The sequence below is a fragment of the Hoeflea sp. BAL378 genome (assembly GCF_000759435.1).
GTDB lineage: Bacteria > Pseudomonadota > Alphaproteobacteria > Rhizobiales > Rhizobiaceae > Hoeflea.
The window spans coordinates 14,163-30,816 of record NZ_JRJG01000095.1; the positions used below are offsets into that span (position 1 = coordinate 14,163).

23 protein-coding genes are annotated in these 16,654 nt (G+C 65.4%); 12 read left to right on the plus strand and 11 right to left on the minus strand.

The features are described from left to right. Positions 1-78 precede the first annotated feature (78 nt). The 4 genes from petA (at position 79) to LL06_RS18630 (ending at position 3,514) form a co-directional block, all read left to right on the plus strand. Complete coding sequence (petA, locus tag LL06_RS18615) at positions 79-654, plus strand: ubiquinol-cytochrome c reductase iron-sulfur subunit (protein ID WP_035530283.1); 576 nt, start codon at positions 79-81, stop codon at positions 652-654. A 14-nt stretch (positions 655-668) separates the two neighbouring features. Continuing rightward, on the plus strand, positions 669-1,925 hold the full coding sequence (locus tag LL06_RS18620; RefSeq protein ID WP_035530286.1) for a cytochrome b N-terminal domain-containing protein: 1,257 nt from the start codon (positions 669-671) through the stop codon (positions 1,923-1,925). A 28-nt stretch (positions 1,926-1,953) separates the two neighbouring features. Then, positions 1,954-2,832 (plus strand): cytochrome c1, encoded by an 879-nt coding sequence (locus tag LL06_RS18625; RefSeq protein WP_035530288.1) that lies wholly within the window; start codon positions 1,954-1,956, stop codon positions 2,830-2,832. Positions 2,833-2,971: 139 nt separating this feature from the next. Further along, positions 2,972-3,514, plus strand: coding sequence for an adenine phosphoribosyltransferase (locus LL06_RS18630; RefSeq protein ID WP_035530331.1), 543 nt, complete (start codon positions 2,972-2,974; stop codon positions 3,512-3,514). Positions 3,515-3,594: 80 nt separating this feature from the next. Here the strand turns inward: LL06_RS18630 and LL06_RS18635 are convergent, their stop codons facing one another. Continuing rightward, positions 3,595-4,083, minus strand: a complete 489-nt coding sequence (locus LL06_RS18635) for a MaoC family dehydratase (protein WP_035530291.1) — start codon at positions 4,081-4,083, stop codon at positions 3,595-3,597. After that, positions 4,080-4,553, minus strand: a complete 474-nt coding sequence (locus LL06_RS18640) for a MaoC family dehydratase (RefSeq protein ID WP_035530293.1) — start codon at positions 4,551-4,553, stop codon at positions 4,080-4,082. The genes LL06_RS18635 and LL06_RS18640 overlap by 4 nt, the downstream gene beginning before the upstream one ends. Before the next feature lie 235 nt (positions 4,554-4,788). On the opposite strand from LL06_RS18640, the gene LL06_RS18645 reads away from it, so the two are divergent. Beyond that, the gene (locus LL06_RS18645; protein WP_035530295.1) at positions 4,789-4,995 is read left to right on the plus strand and encodes a DUF2892 domain-containing protein; all 207 of its coding nucleotides are present in this window, start codon (positions 4,789-4,791) and stop codon (positions 4,993-4,995) included. Positions 4,996-5,100: 105 nt separating this feature from the next. Here LL06_RS18645 and ychF read toward each other — a convergent pair whose 3' ends face one another. Further along, entirely contained in the window at positions 5,101-6,204 is a 1,104-nt protein-coding gene (gene ychF / locus LL06_RS18650) for a redox-regulated ATPase YchF (protein WP_035530298.1), read from the minus strand. Positions 6,205-6,388: 184 nt separating this feature from the next. Here ychF and LL06_RS18655 point away from each other — a divergent pair, with 184 nt between their 5' ends. Next, positions 6,389-6,961 (plus strand): Spy/CpxP family protein refolding chaperone, encoded by a 573-nt coding sequence (locus tag LL06_RS18655; RefSeq protein WP_244447181.1) that lies wholly within the window; start codon positions 6,389-6,391, stop codon positions 6,959-6,961. A 63-nt stretch (positions 6,962-7,024) separates the two neighbouring features. Here the strand turns inward: LL06_RS18655 and LL06_RS18660 are convergent, their stop codons facing one another. Continuing rightward, positions 7,025-7,930: an AraC family transcriptional regulator gene (locus tag LL06_RS18660; protein ID WP_052161719.1), complete on the minus strand. Its 906-nt coding sequence runs from the start codon at positions 7,928-7,930 to the stop codon at positions 7,025-7,027. A gap of 156 nt (positions 7,931-8,086) precedes the next feature. On the opposite strand from LL06_RS18660, the gene LL06_RS18665 reads away from it, so the two are divergent. Both LL06_RS18665 and LL06_RS18670 read left to right on the plus strand, forming a co-directional pair. Then, positions 8,087-8,845, plus strand: a complete 759-nt coding sequence (locus tag LL06_RS18665; protein WP_035530301.1) for an SDR family oxidoreductase — start codon at positions 8,087-8,089, stop codon at positions 8,843-8,845. A 74-nt stretch (positions 8,846-8,919) separates the two neighbouring features. Next, positions 8,920-9,333: a hypothetical protein gene (locus LL06_RS18670; protein ID WP_035530303.1), complete on the plus strand. Its 414-nt coding sequence runs from the start codon at positions 8,920-8,922 to the stop codon at positions 9,331-9,333. A gap of 16 nt (positions 9,334-9,349) precedes the next feature. Here the strand turns inward: LL06_RS18670 and LL06_RS18675 are convergent, their stop codons facing one another. The 5 genes from LL06_RS18675 to LL06_RS27910 form a co-directional block, all read right to left on the minus strand. Next, the gene (locus LL06_RS18675) at positions 9,350-9,799 is read right to left on the minus strand and encodes a YHS domain-containing (seleno)protein (protein ID WP_035530306.1); all 450 of its coding nucleotides are present in this window, start codon (positions 9,797-9,799) and stop codon (positions 9,350-9,352) included. Between the two features lie 90 nt (positions 9,800-9,889). After that, the gene (locus LL06_RS18680; RefSeq protein ID WP_035530308.1) at positions 9,890-10,351 is read right to left on the minus strand and encodes a GNAT family N-acetyltransferase; all 462 of its coding nucleotides are present in this window, start codon (positions 10,349-10,351) and stop codon (positions 9,890-9,892) included. Positions 10,352-10,356: 5 nt separating this feature from the next. Then, on the minus strand, positions 10,357-11,103 hold the full coding sequence (gene pth / locus LL06_RS18685; RefSeq protein WP_035530311.1) for an aminoacyl-tRNA hydrolase: 747 nt from the start codon (positions 11,101-11,103) through the stop codon (positions 10,357-10,359). Positions 11,104-11,139: 36 nt separating this feature from the next. Further along, positions 11,140-11,772, minus strand: a complete 633-nt coding sequence (locus LL06_RS18690) for a 50S ribosomal protein L25/general stress protein Ctc (RefSeq protein WP_035530312.1) — start codon at positions 11,770-11,772, stop codon at positions 11,140-11,142. A gap of 132 nt (positions 11,773-11,904) precedes the next feature. Then, positions 11,905-12,177 carry a hypothetical protein gene (locus LL06_RS27910; RefSeq protein ID WP_035530314.1) on the minus strand — a complete coding sequence of 91 codons (273 nt, stop codon included), beginning with the start codon at positions 12,175-12,177 and terminating at the stop codon, positions 11,905-11,907. A gap of 70 nt (positions 12,178-12,247) precedes the next feature. Between LL06_RS27910 and LL06_RS18700 the strand changes: the two genes are divergently transcribed. Next, positions 12,248-13,141, plus strand: a complete 894-nt coding sequence (locus LL06_RS18700; RefSeq protein ID WP_035530316.1) for a LysR substrate-binding domain-containing protein — start codon at positions 12,248-12,250, stop codon at positions 13,139-13,141. A gap of 46 nt (positions 13,142-13,187) precedes the next feature. On the opposite strand, the gene LL06_RS18705 is transcribed toward LL06_RS18700, so the two are convergent. Continuing rightward, positions 13,188-14,021: a hypothetical protein gene (locus tag LL06_RS18705; protein ID WP_035530319.1), complete on the minus strand. Its 834-nt coding sequence runs from the start codon at positions 14,019-14,021 to the stop codon at positions 13,188-13,190. Further along, entirely contained in the window at positions 14,018-14,458 is a 441-nt protein-coding gene (locus tag LL06_RS18710) for an ABA4-like family protein (RefSeq protein WP_035530321.1), read from the minus strand. The genes LL06_RS18705 and LL06_RS18710 overlap by 4 nt, the downstream gene beginning before the upstream one ends. A 105-nt stretch (positions 14,459-14,563) precedes the next feature. Here LL06_RS18710 and LL06_RS18715 point away from each other — a divergent pair, with 105 nt between their 5' ends. From LL06_RS18715 to LL06_RS18725, 3 genes are all read left to right on the plus strand, one after another. Beyond that, positions 14,564-15,199: a TetR/AcrR family transcriptional regulator gene (locus LL06_RS18715; RefSeq protein ID WP_035530323.1), complete on the plus strand. Its 636-nt coding sequence runs from the start codon at positions 14,564-14,566 to the stop codon at positions 15,197-15,199. A gap of 108 nt (positions 15,200-15,307) precedes the next feature. Further along, complete coding sequence (locus LL06_RS18720; RefSeq protein WP_035530325.1) at positions 15,308-16,138, plus strand: sulfurtransferase/chromate resistance protein; 831 nt, start codon at positions 15,308-15,310, stop codon at positions 16,136-16,138. Between the two features lie 26 nt (positions 16,139-16,164). Beyond that, positions 16,165-16,654, plus strand: a 490-nt coding sequence (locus LL06_RS18725; protein WP_161784992.1) for a chromate transporter, incomplete at its 3' end; no start/stop codon positions are given.

Consider the following 16,654-nt stretch of genomic DNA (forward strand, 5'->3'; position numbering starts at 1 on the left):
TATAGCGGTCTGGTCGGCACAAGTCGGCATGGGGGCGGAAGAGTAGTCCGGACGCAGCTTCAAGAAGGACGTTGAGCCGTGAGTGAACCAATGACACACAGCGAAGGCGCGGGTCCCACCCGCCGCGATTTTCTTTACATCACCACCGGTGCCACGGCAGCGGTCGGCACGGTCGCCTTTGCTTGGCCGTTCATCGACCAGATGCGCCCGGATGCGTCGACGCTGGCGGTTTCGTCCATCGAGGTGAATGTGGAAAGCCTCGAGCCGGGGATGTCGCTGACTGTGAAATGGCGCGGCAAGCCGGTCTTCATCCGCAACCGCACGCCGGAAGAGATCGAGCAGGCCAATTCGGTTCCGCTCGAGGAGCTCAAGGATCCGCTGGCCCGCAACGCCAACATCGACGGCACTTCGCCCGCGACCGATCTGGCCCGGTCCGCCGGCGAGGGCAAGGAAAACTGGCTCGTCCAGATCGGCGTCTGCACCCATCTGGGCTGCATTCCGCTCGGCCAGTCCGGCGACTTCGGCGGCTGGTTCTGCCCGTGCCACGGCTCGCACTACGACACCGCCGGACGCATCCGCAAAGGCCCGGCGCCGGAGAACCTGCCCGTGCCGACTTTTGCGTTCACGTCTGACACTGTCATCAAGATCGGTTAAGGGGACACATTACCATGAGTGGCGATCATTCGACCTACAATCCGACGACAGGCCTGGGCAAGTGGATGGACGCGCGTCTTCCCCTGCTGCGGCTGTCGCATGACAGTTTCATCTCCTATCCGGTGCCGCGCAACCTGAACTACGCCTACACCTTCGGCGCCATGCTGTCGGTGATGCTGGTGGTGCAGATCCTGACCGGCGTCGTGCTGGCCATGCATTATGCCTCCGACACCGCGCTGGCCTTCAATTCCGTCGAAAAGATCATGCGCGACGTCAACAATGGCTGGCTGTTGCGCTACATGCACTCCAACGGCGCGTCCTTCTTCTTCATCGCCGTCTATCTGCACATCGCCCGCGGCCTCTACTACGGCTCCTACAAGGCGCCGCGCGAGATCCTCTGGATCCTCGGCGTGGTCATCTACCTTCTGATGATGGCCACCGGCTTCATGGGCTACGTGCTGCCCTGGGGGCAGATGTCGTTCTGGGGCGCCACGGTGATCACCGGCTTCTTCACGGCGTTTCCGCTGGTGGGCGAATGGATCCAGCAGTTCCTGCTCGGCGGCTTCGCGGTCGACCAACCCACGCTCAACCGCTTCTTCTCGCTGCACTACCTGCTGCCCTTCATGATCGTCGGCGTCGTCATCCTGCACGTCTGGGCGCTGCACGTGACCGGCCAGACCAACCCGACCGGCGTCGAGGTGAAGTCGAAGACCGACACGCTGCCGTTTACGCCCTATGCGACGGTGAAGGACGGGCTCGGCGTTTCGGTGTTCCTGCTGGTTTTCGCCTGGTTCATCTTCTTCATGCCGAACTACCTCGGCCACCCCGACAACTACATCATGGCGGATTCGCTGAAGACGCCGGCCCACATCGTTCCGGAATGGTACTACCTGCCGTTCTACGCGATGCTGCGCGCCATCACCTTCGACATCGGCCCGATCGATTCCAAGCTCGGCGGCGTGCTGGTGATGTTCGGCTCGATCATCGTGCTGTTCTTCCTGCCATGGCTGGATACGTCGAAGGTCCGCTCCGCGGTCTATCGTCCCTGGTTCAAGCTGTTCTTCTGGATCTTCGTCGCCGACTGCATCCTGCTCGGATGGCTCGGTTCGCGTGCGGCAACCGATCTCTACACGCTGATGTCGCTCCTGGGCACGATCTACTACTTCGCCTTCTTCCTGGTGATCATGCCCATCCTCGGCCTGATCGAAACCCCGAAGCGGCTCCCGAATTCGATTACCGAGGCGGTACTCGAAAAGCATGCCAAGGCTTGAAGATCAGCGGCTGAAAGGAATTCAAACAATGAACAAGTTTGTAGCAAGCATCGCGCTGATCGCGGCCATCGCCTCGGTGGCCGTCTCCCCCGCCCGAGCGCAGGACGCGCATGATCTGGCCACCGAGACCGAACATGCGGTGAAGGCGGGCCATTACCCCGTGCTCAAGCCGAAGAACGTCGACTGGAGCTTTGCCGGCATCTTCGGCCATTACGACAAGGCGCAGCTCCAGCGCGGTCTGAAGATCTACACGGAAGTCTGCGCGGCCTGCCACTCGATGAACCTGGTGCCGTTCCGGACGCTCGAGGGGCTGGGCTATTCGGAAGAGCAGGTCAAGTCGCTCGCGGCCAATTACGAGGTCGAGGACGGCCCGAACGGCGAAGGCGAGATGTTCACCCGTCCGGCCATCGCGGCCGACCATTTCCCGTCGCCGTTCCCGAACTCGGCAGCGGCCGCCTATGCCAACAACGGCGCGGCCCCGCCGGATCTGTCGCTCATCGCCAAGGCGCGCGGCATCGAGCGCGGCTTCCCGACCTTCGTCTTCGACATCTTCACGCAGTACCAGGAAGGCGGCCCGGACTATATCTACTCGCTGCTGACCGGCTACCATGAGGCGCCGGAAGGCATCGCCATCGCCGACGGCACCCATTTCAACCCCTATTTCAACGGCTCCGTCGCCCTGGCGATGGCGCCGCCGCTCGATGACGGCTTCGTCACCTATGACGACGGTACGCCGGAAACGCTCGACCAGTATGCCCGCGACGTGTCCGCCTTCCTGATGTGGGCCGCCGAGCCGCATCTCGAGGATCGCAAGCGCATGGGATTCATGGTGCTCATATTCCTGGCGCTGTTCACGGCGCTGATGTACCTGACCAAGAAAGCCGTGTTCGCCAGCAAGCCGCACTAAGCGAACCGGCCCACACGCCGCATCCCGATGACGCCGCCTCCGGGCGGCGTCTTCATGTCCGGCGAAAGCCGCTTGCGCGCCACCCGGACGCATCGCACAGTGCGGCGTCACAGGGGCGACATCACACTGGGGCATGTCCATGACCGATCTCGAAAACGAACTTCGCGCCGCCATCCGCACGATTCCCGATTACCCCAAGCCCGGCATCCTGTTTCGCGACATCACCACGCTGCTGGGCGCGCCGCGGGCGTTCCGCCGCGCCATCGACGAGCTGGTGCATCCCTATGCGGGGCTCAGGGTCTCCAAGATCGCCGGCATCGAGGCCCGCGGCTTCATCCTCGGCGGGGCGATGGCGCACCAGCTCTCGGCCGGCTTCGTGCCGATCCGCAAGAAGGGCAAGCTGCCGCACGACACCGTGCGGGTGGCCTACAGCCTGGAATATGGCGTGGATGAGATGGAGATGCACAGGGACGCCATCACCGAGGGCGAGAGCGTGATCCTGGTCGACGACCTGATCGCCACCGGCGGCACCGCCGAGGGCGCGGTCAAGCTGCTCCGGCAGATGGGCGCCAACATCGTCGCGGCCTGCTTCGTCATCGATCTCCCCGATCTCGGCGGACGGGCCAAGCTCGAGGCTCTCGGCGTGCAGGTGCGCACGCTGATCTCCTACGAAGGTCACTGAGCGGCGCTGCCGCCGGCTGGGCTCTTATGCCGGCCGGGACGATGGCCGAGCCAGCGCCCGCCTGGCGGCGCGCCTTGGCCTCATTCGGCCTCGGCGTCCTCGGGAAACCGGATCAGCGCGGCGGAATCGAAACTCATCACCAGTTCGCCGTCCCTGTCATGGGCTTCCGACGTCAGCTCCATGATCGACCATCCCGGCCGCGAGGCGAGCGGGCGCGAGCCGCGGATCGTCAGCGAATAGAAGATCTCGTCGCCGGCATAGACCGGCTTGAACCATCTCAGATTGCGGAATCCGGGGGAGGGGCCGAACTCGGGCAGGGTCCTGCCTTCGGCCGCGGCGCGTTCAGCCTCGGCTGTGCTGGTGGCGATGTTGAGCTTCATCCAGACCGACGCCGTATGCCAGCCCGAGGCGCACAATCCGCCAAACACGCTGTCCTTGGCGGCTTCGGCGTCGATATGGAACCGCTGCGGGTCGAACCGGCGGGCGAAATCGATGATCGCCTCGGCGGTGAACACCATGCTTCCCAGTTCCTTGCGGGCGCCGGGTTCGAATGCGGGATCGAGCGTCATGGCCGTGCCTCCTCGGGGCTGCGCAGGCGCAGCATGATCGGGTTCTCCGATTCCAGCACCGTTTCGCCCCTCTGGTTGCGCAGCTCGTGGCGGAAGCTGACGATGCCGATGCCCGGGCGGGACTTCGACTGCCGGCTGTCGAGCACCCGGGTCTCGCCCGAGAGCACGTCGCCCGCCAGCACCGGCTTCTTCCACTTGACGTAATCGATGCCGGGAGCCCCCTCGGCGGCCATGCGCAGGAGATAGGAATCGGCCATCATCCGCATCATCATCGAACAGGTGTGCCAGCCCGACGCCGCCAGGCCGCCCAGGATCGAGTTCCTGCCGGCCTCGGCGTCAAGATGCATCGGCTGCGCATCGAATTCCATCGCAAAGCCGATGATTTCATCCGCGGTCACATGTTTGGGCCCGAGCGGGAAAACCTGGCCGGGATCGAGGTCCTCGAAATGGAGGAGGTCGTCATTAGACATCAATTATTCTCTTTCCGCTTGTCGCATTGGCGCGCAATCTAGAGGAATTCCTCGGGCCGTCAAAGCTTCTGTGGGGTCAGGTCCTTCCGGATCCGCCTCAATCCCGTCCGCATTGGCCGGATCCGTTCCGGTCGCGCGGCGCGATGCATTGATCCCTGTCAAGGCGGGAAGGGACATATGCTGTATTTTGGATATGTGTTGGCGGCCAAGCCAACGGTAAAACAGGAGCCCGAGAATGTTCAAGACCAATGTCGGCGGTATCGACCGCGTCCTGCGTATCGTGGCAGGCCTCGTGTTGCTTGCGATGTTTTTTGTCTATCCGGACGCGTCGTGGCGCTATTTCACGCTGATCGGCATCATTCCGCTGTTCACCGGACTGTTCGGCACCTGCCCGCTGTATTCGATGATGGGACTGTCGACCTGTCCGGTCAAGAAGACCTGAACCGGGGAACGGCCGGACCGGCCGAGAAGGAGTGAGACCCGGTTCCCCCTTCAGCCCCGCGGCGCGAGCCTGCGGGGCTGAAGGACTGGCGCGTCCGCCGCGCCTTCAGGTGTTGAAGCGGAAATGGATGACGTCGCCGTCCTGGACGACATATTCCTTGCCTTCGTCGCGCGCCTTGCCGGCTTCCTTGGCCGGCACTTCGCCGCCCAGCGTCACATAGTCGTCATAGGCGATGGTGAAGGCGCGGATGAAGCCGCGCTCGAAGTCGGTGTGGATGACGCCCGCGGCGGCGGGCGCCTTGGTGCCGCGCGGAATCGTCCAGGCGCGGGTCTCCTTGGGGCCGACGGTGAAATAGGTGATCAGGTCGAGAAGGTGGTAGCCGGCGCGGATCAGCCGGTCGAGACCGGCTTCCTCGAGCCCCAGCGCCGCCAGGAACTCCTTGCTTTCCTCATCCGGCAACTGCGCCACCTCGGATTCGATCGCCGCCGAAATGACGATGCTTTCCGCGCCCTGGGCGGCGGCCATCTTGGCGACCGCCTCGGTATGGGCGTTGCCGGTCGCCGCATCGGCTTCCGAGACGTTGCAGACATAGAGCACCGGGTGCGAGGTCAAGAGGTTCAGGCCCTTGAGGATCTCGAGTTCCTCCGGCGCCAGCGTCTTGAGCAGCGTGCGCACCGGCTTGCCGTCCTGCAGGAGCTTCAGCGCCGCTTCCATGACCGGCAGCACCGTCATCGATTCCTTGTCCTTCGACGCGGCGCGCTTGCGGGTCTGCTCGGTGCGGCGCTCGAGGCTCTCGAGGTCGGCGATCATCAGCTCGGTCTCGATGGTCTCGGCGTCACCGACCGGATCGATGCGGCCTTCGACATGGGTGATGTCGTCGTCCTCGAAGCAGCGGAGCACATGGACGATGGCGTCGACCTCGCGGATGTTGGCCAGGAACTTGTTGCCGAGACCCTCGCCCTTGGAGGCGCCGCGCACCAGCCCGGCGATGTCGACGAACGAGATCCGGGTCGGGATGATTTCCTTGGAGCCGGCCACGGCGGCGAGCTTCTGCATGCGCGGGTCGGGAACGGCGACCTCGCCGGTGTTGGGCTCAATGGTGCAGAACGGATAGTTGGCGGCCTGGGCGGCGGCCGTCCGCGTCAGCGCATTGAAGAGGGTGGACTTGCCGACATTGGGCAGGCCGACGATGCCGCATTTGAAACCCATGGGATTGGTGTCCTTCGAAACGATCCTTGCGGCTTTGTATGGATGTGACGTGCCGCGTCAAGGGCGATCGGAGGCGCTGGCGTCCGAAAAGCCCGGTTGATGTGAGTCAATGCGGCAATTTCCTCGGGGCGCATGATGCATCGACGATCAACCGCCCGGTCGAGGGCTCAGAGGAGGCATGGATATGCGCGCGAAGACCCTTGTCAAAGTGATCCCGGTTCTGGCCATCATGGCGGCATCCGGCACCATGGCGCTGGCGCAGAGCGACGACGACAGCCGTGACGGCTGGTGGCCGCGCTGGGGCATGGGGCAGATGATGATGAACGGTCCCTATGGCCGCGGCCCGATGATGGGGCAGGGGCCGATGATGGGGCTCGGATGGGACGGCATGCTGGACCGCATCGACGGCCGGCTGGCGTTCATGAAGACCGAGCTGGGGATCAGGGATGACCAGTCGGCCGAGTGGGATGCCTTCGCGGCCGCCCTGCGCGACAATGCCGAAAGCCATAACGGGCTGATGCGATCGATGATGGAGCGGTTTTCGGATGACGACGCCGCCAACCAGACGCTGCCCGAGCGGCTGAGCGAGCACGAAAGCTTCATGCAGGCGCGGCTCGAGCAGATCAAGGAGATGCGGGCTGCGGTCGAGGCCCTGTACGCCGTGCTCGACGAGACCCAGAAGAAGGCCGCCAACGAGATCGTAATGCCGGCGATGGGTATGGGAATGGGAATGGGCATGGGCCCGATGATGCGCTGACACGGAGGCTGCGGGCGCCGCCGTCGCGAGCGTTGTGCGAGGGCGGCGCTCCCGGGGCGGGTGCTATTGAGCCCGGGGCTCCCGGACCATCCCCGGCCGCGGCAGATCGTTGCGGGGCGGGGCGCCGAACTTGCGGGCATATTCCCGACTGAACTGGGAGGGGCTTTCGTAGCCCACCTCGAAGGCGGCGGAGGAGACCGACAGCGCCTCGGCCGCGAGCAGCCGGCGGGCCTCGGTCAGCCGCAGGTCCTTCTGGTACTGCAGCGGCGTGGTGCCGGTGACCTGCCGGAAATGCTCGTGGAACGAGGACGGGCTCATGCTTGCTGCCTCCGCGAGAGCGGCGACGGCGAGCGGTGCGCGGTAGCCGGTGCGGATCAGGCCGATGGCGCGGGCGATGCGGCTCGAATGGCTGTCGCGATGAAGGTGCTGGCGCAGCATGCCGCCGTGATCGGCCATCAGCAGCCGGAAATGGATTTCCCTCAGAATCAGCGGCGCCATGACCCGGGCCTCGACCGGGTCGGCGGTCAGCGCGAAATACCGGCCCAGGGTCTCGACCAGGCGCTCGTCGCCCGGCCCGACCGAGAGCGAGCGCGCCTGCGGCGGCGCGGGCGCGGCGGGTCCGACCTCGTCCCACAGGCTTTGCACGATCGCCATGTCGAGCGACACGATCAGCGCCAGATAGGGCCGTTCGGGGCTGGCTTCGGTTACCCGCGCCATCACCGGCAGCTCGTGGCTGACGATCAGCGACTGGCCATCGCCGAACTCGACCGACTGGTCGCCGATCCCGACCTCCTTGCGCCCCTGGAGGTTCAGGCAGACGACGGGACTGTAGATCGTCGCCTCGTAGGGGTTCGGGCGGGTCTGGAGGTGAAACGACAGGTTCGGGACGGATGTCTGCCAACTCCGTGTGGAGCTGATGTTTTCGCCCACGGACTCGAAGACCCGGCGCGCCAGTTCGGCTGTGTTCATGGCGGTTCCTTTCCCGGAAATCTCTAGACCTTTCCCGAGCACGCGTCACGCGCCATCGCGGCGTTTCGGAGGATCGGGCAGGAATCGCGGAGTATCCGGCAGGACCGGCAATGCGGCGGCGGCTAGACATGGCTCACCAACGAAAAGGAGCCAAGCATGACCCAATCCATCGCACTCATCACCGGCGGCAGCCGCGGCCTCGGCCGCAACGCCGCCCTTCATCTCGCCCGCCAGGGCGTCGGAATCATCCTCACCTACCTGTCCCGCGAGGACGAGGCGGCGGCCGTCGTCGCCGAAATCGAGGCCCTGGGCGGCAAGGCTGCGGCGCTCCGGCTCGACGCCGGAGACACGGCGCAATTTGACCGGTTCGCTGGCGAACTGGCCGAGACCCTCAAGACTGTGTGGGGCCGCGACCGGTTCGATTTCCTGGTCAACAATGCAGGCATGGGCATCAATGCCGGCTTCGCCGAGACCACCGAGGCTGAGTTCGATGCGCTGGTCAATGTGCATCTCAAGGGCGTGTTCTTCCTCACCCAGCGGCTGCTGCCGATGATCGCCGATGGCGGGCGCATCCTCAATGTGTCCTCGGGGCTCGCGCGCTTCAGCATGCCCGGCTACGCCGCCTACGGCGCCATGAAGGGCGCGGTGGAGGTGCTGACGCGCTATCTCGCCCGGGAACTCGGCCCGCGCGGCATCGCCGTCAACGTGATTGCGCCCGGCGCCATCGAGACCGATTTCGGCGGCGGCGTGGTGCGCGACAATCCCGAGGTCAACGCCTATGTGGCCGGCAACACCGCCATGGGCAGGGTCGGACGGCCCGACGATATCGGCCAGGCGATCGCCAGCATCCTGACCAGCCAGGCGCAGTGGATGACCGCGCAGCGGATCGAGGTCTCGGGCGGCATGTATCTGTAAGGCGCTTGCAGGCGGGGCGGGCGGCAGCGCCCGTTCCGCCTCCCCGGTCAACGGGGCGGAAAGGATTGCGTGCGATGATCCGCACCGGATCGCCGGAGGATGCCGCCATGGAAACCGAACTCGCCACCTGGCATTTTGTCGTAGCTGGCCTCGTCTTCGCCCTGTTCGGCGTGCTCGCCCATGTCGGCCGCGCCGTCTTCAACGTCTTTCCCGACAAGATTTCCGACACACCCTCGGTCAATATCGTGGTGTCGGGCGACTATAGCTGGGGCGACCATCTGTGGGGCGTCGAATTCGACGACGCCGGCTACTACCGGCTCGACAGTCTCAGGAATCTCAGGCTCTACGTGGTGTCTTGCGTGCTGGGCGGGCTCGCCGCGATGCTGTTCATCGATGGCGTCGGGATCGGCATCGCGGGCCTGATCGAGGCCGGTCTCGGCGCCTTCGTCGACCTGTTTTGGCAGCGCGTCGCCGCCCTCACGGCCTAGTCCGCGCGGGCTTGCGTCACTGCGTGGCCCAGAAGGCGTCGGCCTTTTCGATGTAGCCGGCGGTATCCTTGATCCAGGTGGATTGAACCGCGCCATTGTAGTTCAGATAGAGCTTGCCACCCAAGACGGTGAACTTGTCGGGCTCGACCGGCGCCTTGTAGCCCTGCGCCGCGCCATAGGCGCAGTAGCCGCCATATTGCGGCGCATAACGGGCCGGATCGGCCTCGAAGGCCGCCTTGTTGTCCGCCGACGAGAAGCGGTAGATGGCGCCGTCATGGGTGGCGGTGAGGCCCGCATCGCCGGGGACCGCCTTGCCTTGGGTGAAATAGGCGACAGGATCATAGCCCTGGATGGCGACGCCGTCGGGGCCGAGATTGGCCTCGCCCGCAAGCGCTGCTTGGGCAAGGATCATCAGGATCAGAAACGGCAGGGCGATGGCCCTGCCGATGGTTTCAGTCACGCGCATGGGGGCTCCTCCCTCCGGGTGGTCGGGCCCATCATAGCGCGGGCGCCGGTCAAGCGGGAATGACGATGCCGTGAGCGCCGCGCGGGGATGTCAAAGGCCGGCCGGGCGGCGGATCTGGAAGCCGGTCTTGTCCTGGACGAAACCGCACCGGCGGTAGAAATCGAGCGTGGCGGGATCCTTCGAGCCGCTCAGGAGCATCACCTTGTAGCAGCCCCTGTCCCAGGCGCGGGCGAAGCCGTGGCGGATCAGCGCGCCGGCATGGCCGCGCTTGCGGTGGGCGGCGGCGGTCACGACGTTCTCGATCAGCGCATAGGGCGCTCCGCCGCGGGTCAAATTGGGGATGACGATCAGGGTGATGGTCGAGACCGGGACACCGTCCGAGAGCGCCAGAAGCACCGCCAGTCCCGGGTGGCCAAGCATCTGCGCGAAGCGTGTCCGCGCCAGGTCCTCGTCCATATCGGGGTCGTCCGGTTGCAGGTGCCGGTAGAGATCGAGGAGGGCCGGCAGGTCGCCTGGCCCGGCCTCGCGGATCTCGATATCGGCGCTGGCCATCTGTGTCAGTCGTCCTTGGCGCCGAACAGCCGCTTGAGCATGTCGGCCATGGGTCCAGAGGTCGGCAGCGCCTTCGGCTGGGCCGAGTTGCGGGCCTGGCGGATATGGGACTTGCCGGCGGGGGCAGGCTTTCCGCCCGTTGCCGTTTCAGTTTTTTTTTCGGCCTTTGCCGGTCCGGGTGCTGTGCCGCCGGTTGCCATCGCGATCTTGTTGAGGAAGCCCGCGTCGTCGCCCCTGGCCATCAGCTCGGCATGGTCGGCGATGGCGTCGATGAGCGGCTCCAGCCATTCCATGTCGGCCTTGGCGAAGTCGCCCAGCACATAGGGGCTCACCCGGTCCTTGTGGCCGGGATGGCCGATGCCGATGCGGAGCCGCCTGTAGTCCTTGCCGACATGGGCGTCGATCGACTTGAGGCCGTTGTGGCCGCCATTGCCGCCGCCGGTCTTGAGCTTGAGCTTGCCGGGCGCGATGTCGAGTTCGTCGTGGATGACGATGAGGTCGGACGGGGAGAGCTTGTAGAAGCGCAGGGCTTCGCCGACGCTGTCGCCCGACAGGTTCATGAAGGTCATGGGCTTGAGCAGCAGCACCTTTTCGCCGGCGATGGTGCCTTCGGCGATCTCGCCGCGGAATTTCTTCGAAAATCCCGAAAACGAATGGCGGCGGGCGATTGCGTCCGCCGCCATGAAGCCGACATTGTGCCGGTTTCTGGCGTATTGGGGGCCGGGGTTTCCAAGTCCTGCGATGAGCAACATGGAGCCGGAGCCTCCGATACGGGCCGGTGAGGCCTATTATTCTTCGCTGTCGTCCTCGTCGGCTTCCTCGCCGGCAGCGGCGTTGTCGTCGCTCTTGAGGCCGGCAGGGGCTGCGACCGTGGCGATGGTGAAGTCGCGGTCGGTGATCGTCGGATGAACGCCTTCCGGCAGCGTCACATGCGAGATGTGGATGCCGTCGCCGATTTCCAGGCCGGTGAGATCGATGGTGATCGCTTCCGGAATGTCGTTGGCGGGGCAGTGGCACTCGACCGTGTGACGGACGATGTTGAGAACGCCGCCGCGCTTGATGCCCGGGGACTTCTCTTCGTTTTCGAAGTGAACCGGGATTTCGACGGTCACCAGCGTGTTCTTCGACACGCGCAGGAAGTCGACATGCATCAGGAAGTCACGGACCGGATCGAGCTGGTAGTCCTTGGGCAGGACCTGGTACTTGGTGCCGTTGACATCGATGGTCGCCAGCGTGGTCATGAAGCCACCGGCATGGATCTTCTTGGTGACTTCGTTGCGCGAGAGCGCGATGGATACAGGGTCTTTCTTGTCACCATAGATGACGGCAGGAATCAAACCGTTGCGGCGAAGTTCACGGGCGGACCCCTTACCGACCTGTGCGCGCGCCTCGGCCTTGAGCTCATATGCTACGTTGCTCATGGCATAACCTTTCGAGGTTCTAAACTGGGGCTGTTTTCCGGTTCGCGGACAGGCCGGTCCCAAAAAACATCAAGCGCCGTTTCCGGCGCTTCATCCGCGTTGCCTCCAAGGGTGTCTGCACGGACGTGGCCGCTATAGCGGAGCAACCGCGCAAATGCAAGCTTTGGCGGCCATTTCCGGCCGGTCTGCCGCGGGGCTGGCGGAGCGACGGCCTTCGCGCATGACCGGCAGGCAAAATGGCTCGAGCGGCAGGTCGGCGAGGTCGCGCAAGGACATGCGCTGCACGTCAGGATGCGCGAGCGGATCGGGGACCGAAATCGGGTCGTCGACAGAGTCCGTTCCGCTCGAGACTTCGAGCAGGGTCGACAGGGCATTTCTGGTTCGGGACAGGATCTGGTATAGCATAGGTAGATGTTAGCGGTTGGCTTTCCCCGAAACGATCCACAATTTCTCAAAACTGGTATAGAAAAACTATATGAGAAACCTGAACCTCGTGCCGTTGAACGGATTGCGCGCCGTGGAGGCCGCCGGTCGCTTGGGCAGCCTGAAGGCGGCGGCGGGCGAACTCGGCGTGACCGTCGGCGCGGTGAGCCAGCAGATCCAGAAGGTCGAACAACTGCTGGGCGCCACGCTGTTCATCCGGCATCCCAAGGGGCTCAGGCCCAATGCGCTGGGCGAGACGGTCTTGCCGCATCTGGCCTCGGGCATGGCGGAACTCTCGGTGGCGCTCGCCAAGGCGGCCGGGTCCCATGGCAGCGCCCTGGTGGTTTCGGTGGCGCCGGTCTTCGCCGCGAAATGGCTGGTATGGCGGCTCAAGAATTTCTACGACGCCCATCCCTCGATCCGCATCCGGGTCGACGCCACCACGACCCTGGTCGACCCGAATGCCTCCGATGTCGATGTCTGCATCCGCGTCGGCGATGGTCCGTGGCCGGGGCTGAACGCCTCCCGGCTGATCGAACAGCGGATCTTTCCGGTCTGCAGTCCGGCGATCGCGGCAAGTCTCGCGCGGCCCGGGGACATCCGCACCGTGCCGGTGATCCGGGACGCCGGGTCGCGGTTCGACTGGAGCATCTGGCTCGAGCCGTTCGGGCTAGCCGCATCCGACCTGCGCGAGGGGCCGACCTTCTCCGACGCCTCGCTGTGCTTCGACGCAGCCGTCGCCGGGCAGGGGATCTTCATGGCCTGGGAAACGCTGGCTCACGATGCGCTGGCCGCCGGCCAGGTGGTGGCGCCCTTCGAGGGACGCTTTTCCACGGGCGCTGCCTACTGGTTCATCACCCGCACGCATTCGTTCAAGGCCAGGGAGACCGAAGCTTTCGAACGGTGGCTGCGCGCCGAGATGGCGCTGTCGTTCAAGATGGCATGAAGGTCCGGGCCGGGACGCCGGTCGACGTCCGGCCCGGCGCGGCTCCTCAGAAGTCCGGGACGAGCGGCAGGCCGGCCAGCGCGCCGGCAAAGCTCGCGGCCACAAAGGCGGTGAAGGTCAGTGCCGCAGCCCAGACTGCCGGCACGGCCCATCGCCGCGGCAGAAGCGCCGTGGCTCCAAGCCCGAAGACCGGCAGGACGTGCAGGGCGTGGGTGGCGAAGAAATGCGCCACCCTGAGGTCGCCCACTTCACGCGACCAGCCAAGCAACGGCACCGTCGACCCGCTCACCGGCGTGCCGACCAGATGGCCGGACTGGGAGGCGAGCGTCCCGGCAACGATCAACGTCAGCCCGAAGGTGAGCACCAGGCCGAGGGCGATGGACAGGTGCAGCGGCGGCGCGAGCCCCGTCTGGCGATTGCACCAGATGGCGATGCCCTGGACCAGGGTCGCCGAGGTGAGCAGCACGGCGAAGGCGCCCATGAGGCTGTAGATCGCCTGCATGAAGGGATGGCTGACATTGAAATGCGAGGCGATACCGAACATCGCGGCGCCGCCGACCCAGACGAGTTCGGCGATCACCGCGATCACCACCGCGCCCGAATAGATTCGGTAGCTCCGGCGCCTGGTAATCCCGGCAGGCAGCCAACGGGCGAAAAAGGCCAACGTGAGCAGGTAGAGCGTGAGCGCGATCTGGAACTTGACCGGCTTGAGCCAGACATTCTCGCCAAGGAAGTCCCTCGGGTCCATCGCCATGGCCATGAGCGTGGGGGCGAGAGACAGGCCGATCAGCAGTCCGGTCGCTGCAAACAGCGGTTCCGCGTCGAACATGTTTCTCGCTGACGCGCGGGGGGTGAAATGCGTAAGCGCCAGATCGGTCATGCCGCACCTCCCGTCGCCGTTGCGAAACGGCCATGGACCAGCCGCAGGCCGAGAAAGGCCATGAGGCCGACCGGGCCGAACAGGAAGGTGAGAACCAGGCAGGGCAGCACCAGGAGATGCGGGATGGAGGCGCGGCGCGCCGCGCGCACTTCCCAGGCGCCGACGAACAGGTCGAAGGCGAGGTAATGCAGCCAGCCGGCAAGGGCGATTGCCGGATTGGTGAAGAGCAGCATCACCTCGGCCAGGCTTCCGAAGCCACCCTCGGCGCCCGACCAGTTGGCGAGGATGAGCGCGGCATAGGCCAGCGACAGGAGCACCGGAACGACAAGGCCGGCGGCGATCAGGGTCGGGCGGGGGGCGAACGGGGAGATGGCCAGGGCAAGCCAGCCGGCCATGGCGACGGGGTTGGCGATCTGGAACAGGGTCTCGGGGGGCATGGGGGCGATCCTTATCTGGACAGTGGCAAGATCGAGACTGGGGATTAAACTTGCCATTGTCAAGATGAAATTGACGCTGTCCAGATGGGGCGCTAGTCTGAGCCCATGCTCAAGACAAAAGACAGCTATCATCACGGCGACCTGCGGGCGGCGCTGCTCAAGGCGGCGGAAGCGGTTCTGGCCGAGACCGGCGTCCACGGCTTCTCCCTGCGCGCGGTCGCCAAGCGCGTCGGCGTCAGCCATTCGGCGCCGGCGCATCATTTCGGCGACGCCAAGGGCCTGCTCGATGCGCTGGCGACGGAAGGGTTCCGGCGCTTTCTCGCCGCCATGGAGGCGCGGCAAGCGGCGGAGCCGAGCGGCGATCCCCGCGCGAGACTGCATGCCTCGGGGCTGGGCTATCTGGATTTCGCGCTCGGCTCGCCGGCCCTGTTCCGGCTGATGTTTTCAGACGACAAGCCTGCTCCGAAATCGCAGCAACTGGCCGACGCCGCCAAGGCGTCGTTCCTGCATCTGGTCGACGGGGTCGCCCGGCTGCGCGGGGTCTCGCCCTATGACAACGCCGCGGCGATGACCGATGTGATGGCAATCTGGAGCATGGTCCACGGCTTCTCGGAGCTGTTCATCTCGGGGCGGCTCGGCCCTGTGGACTGCCAGCCGAAGACGGATCGCGACGCCTTGCTCCTCGAGATCCTCGACCGGGCGATGGCGCGTGCGCCGACCGGCATCCCTTACGGAGATTGACGCGTTGCCGGGCGCGCGCTAGCCTTCGCTTACGGGGTCACGGGTGGACTCCCCGTTGCAGGCGAGAGCCCAAGTTCCGCCCTTCGTGGATTTGCGAAGGGTACAGTCATGTCCAGTTCCATTTCAGCCCATGAATTGTCGAACCTGTCCGGCACCAGCGCCTGGCCGATGGTGGTTGCCGCCACGCGGCGGTCCAGGTTCGAGGAAGAGGGGCGCGCCATCGCCGGGTCCGTCTGGCGCGATCACCTCGAGACCGGGAGATGGGGACCGCACCTTGCCGGTCTCGGCAAGCCCATCGTCGTCTACTGCCTGCACGGACACAATGTCAGCCAACTGGCGGTGGCGCGCCTGAGGTCGCAGGGTCTCGATGCCCGCTATCTCGCCGGCGGCATCGATGCCTACGAGGCGGCGGGCGGCCTGGTGCTCAGGCAGCGTGGCCCGGACGTGCCGCTGTTGCTGCCGCACGCCACGCAATGGATCACCCGCGAGAGACCCAAGATCGACCGCATCGCCTTTCCCTGGCTGGTGCGCCGCTTCATCGACCCGCTGGCGGTGTTTCACTTCGTCGAGGCGGACTGGGTTCTGGCGATCGCGGCCGAGATGGGCGCAATTCCGTTTGATGTCGAAGGCGCTGCCTATTCCCATCGCGGGGAGAAGGGCGAATTGTGCAGCGTCGACACCTTGCTCGACCTGTTCGGCATCGAGGATGAGGCGCTGCGGCGCCTGGCCCGGATCGTCCGTGGCGCGGACACCGAAAATCTCGGCCTTGAACCGCAATCGGCCGGGCTGCTGGCGATCTCCCTGGGATTGTCATCATCGGAAGATGATGATCTGGCACAGCTTGAAAAAGGCATGCTCATCTATGATGCGCTCTATGCCTGGTGCCGGCGCGCCACCGGCGAAACCCACACCTGGCCGTCAGGGAGAAAAGCATCGTGAATTCCACCTCTCCCTCCTGGGCCGAAATGGTCCGCGTGTTCGGCCGCATCGGGCTCATGTCCTTCGGCGGACCCGCCGGCCAGATCGCGCTGATGCACCGGGAACTGGTCGAGGGACGGGCCTGGCTCGATGAGCCGCGGTTCCTGCATGCGCTGAATTTCTGCATGCTGCTGCCCGGACCCGAGGCGATGCAGCTTGCCACCTATTCCGGCTGGCTGATGCGCGGTGTGGCGGGAGGGTTGCTCGCGGGACTGCTGTTCATCCTGCCCGGCTTTGCCGTCATCCTGGCGCTGTCGGCGGTCTATTTCCATTTCGGCGAGATGCCGGTGGTGGCGGGCGTGCTGTTCGGGCTCAAGGCGGCGGTGCTCGCCATCGTCGTCGAGGCGCTGATCAAGGTGTCGCGGCGGGCGCTCAAGGGCCGGCTCGCCTGGGGACTCGCGGTTTCTGCCTTCATCGCCATCGCCTTCCTGCACCTGCCGTTTCCGCTGATCGTGCTCGGGGCGGGGGCGATCGGGG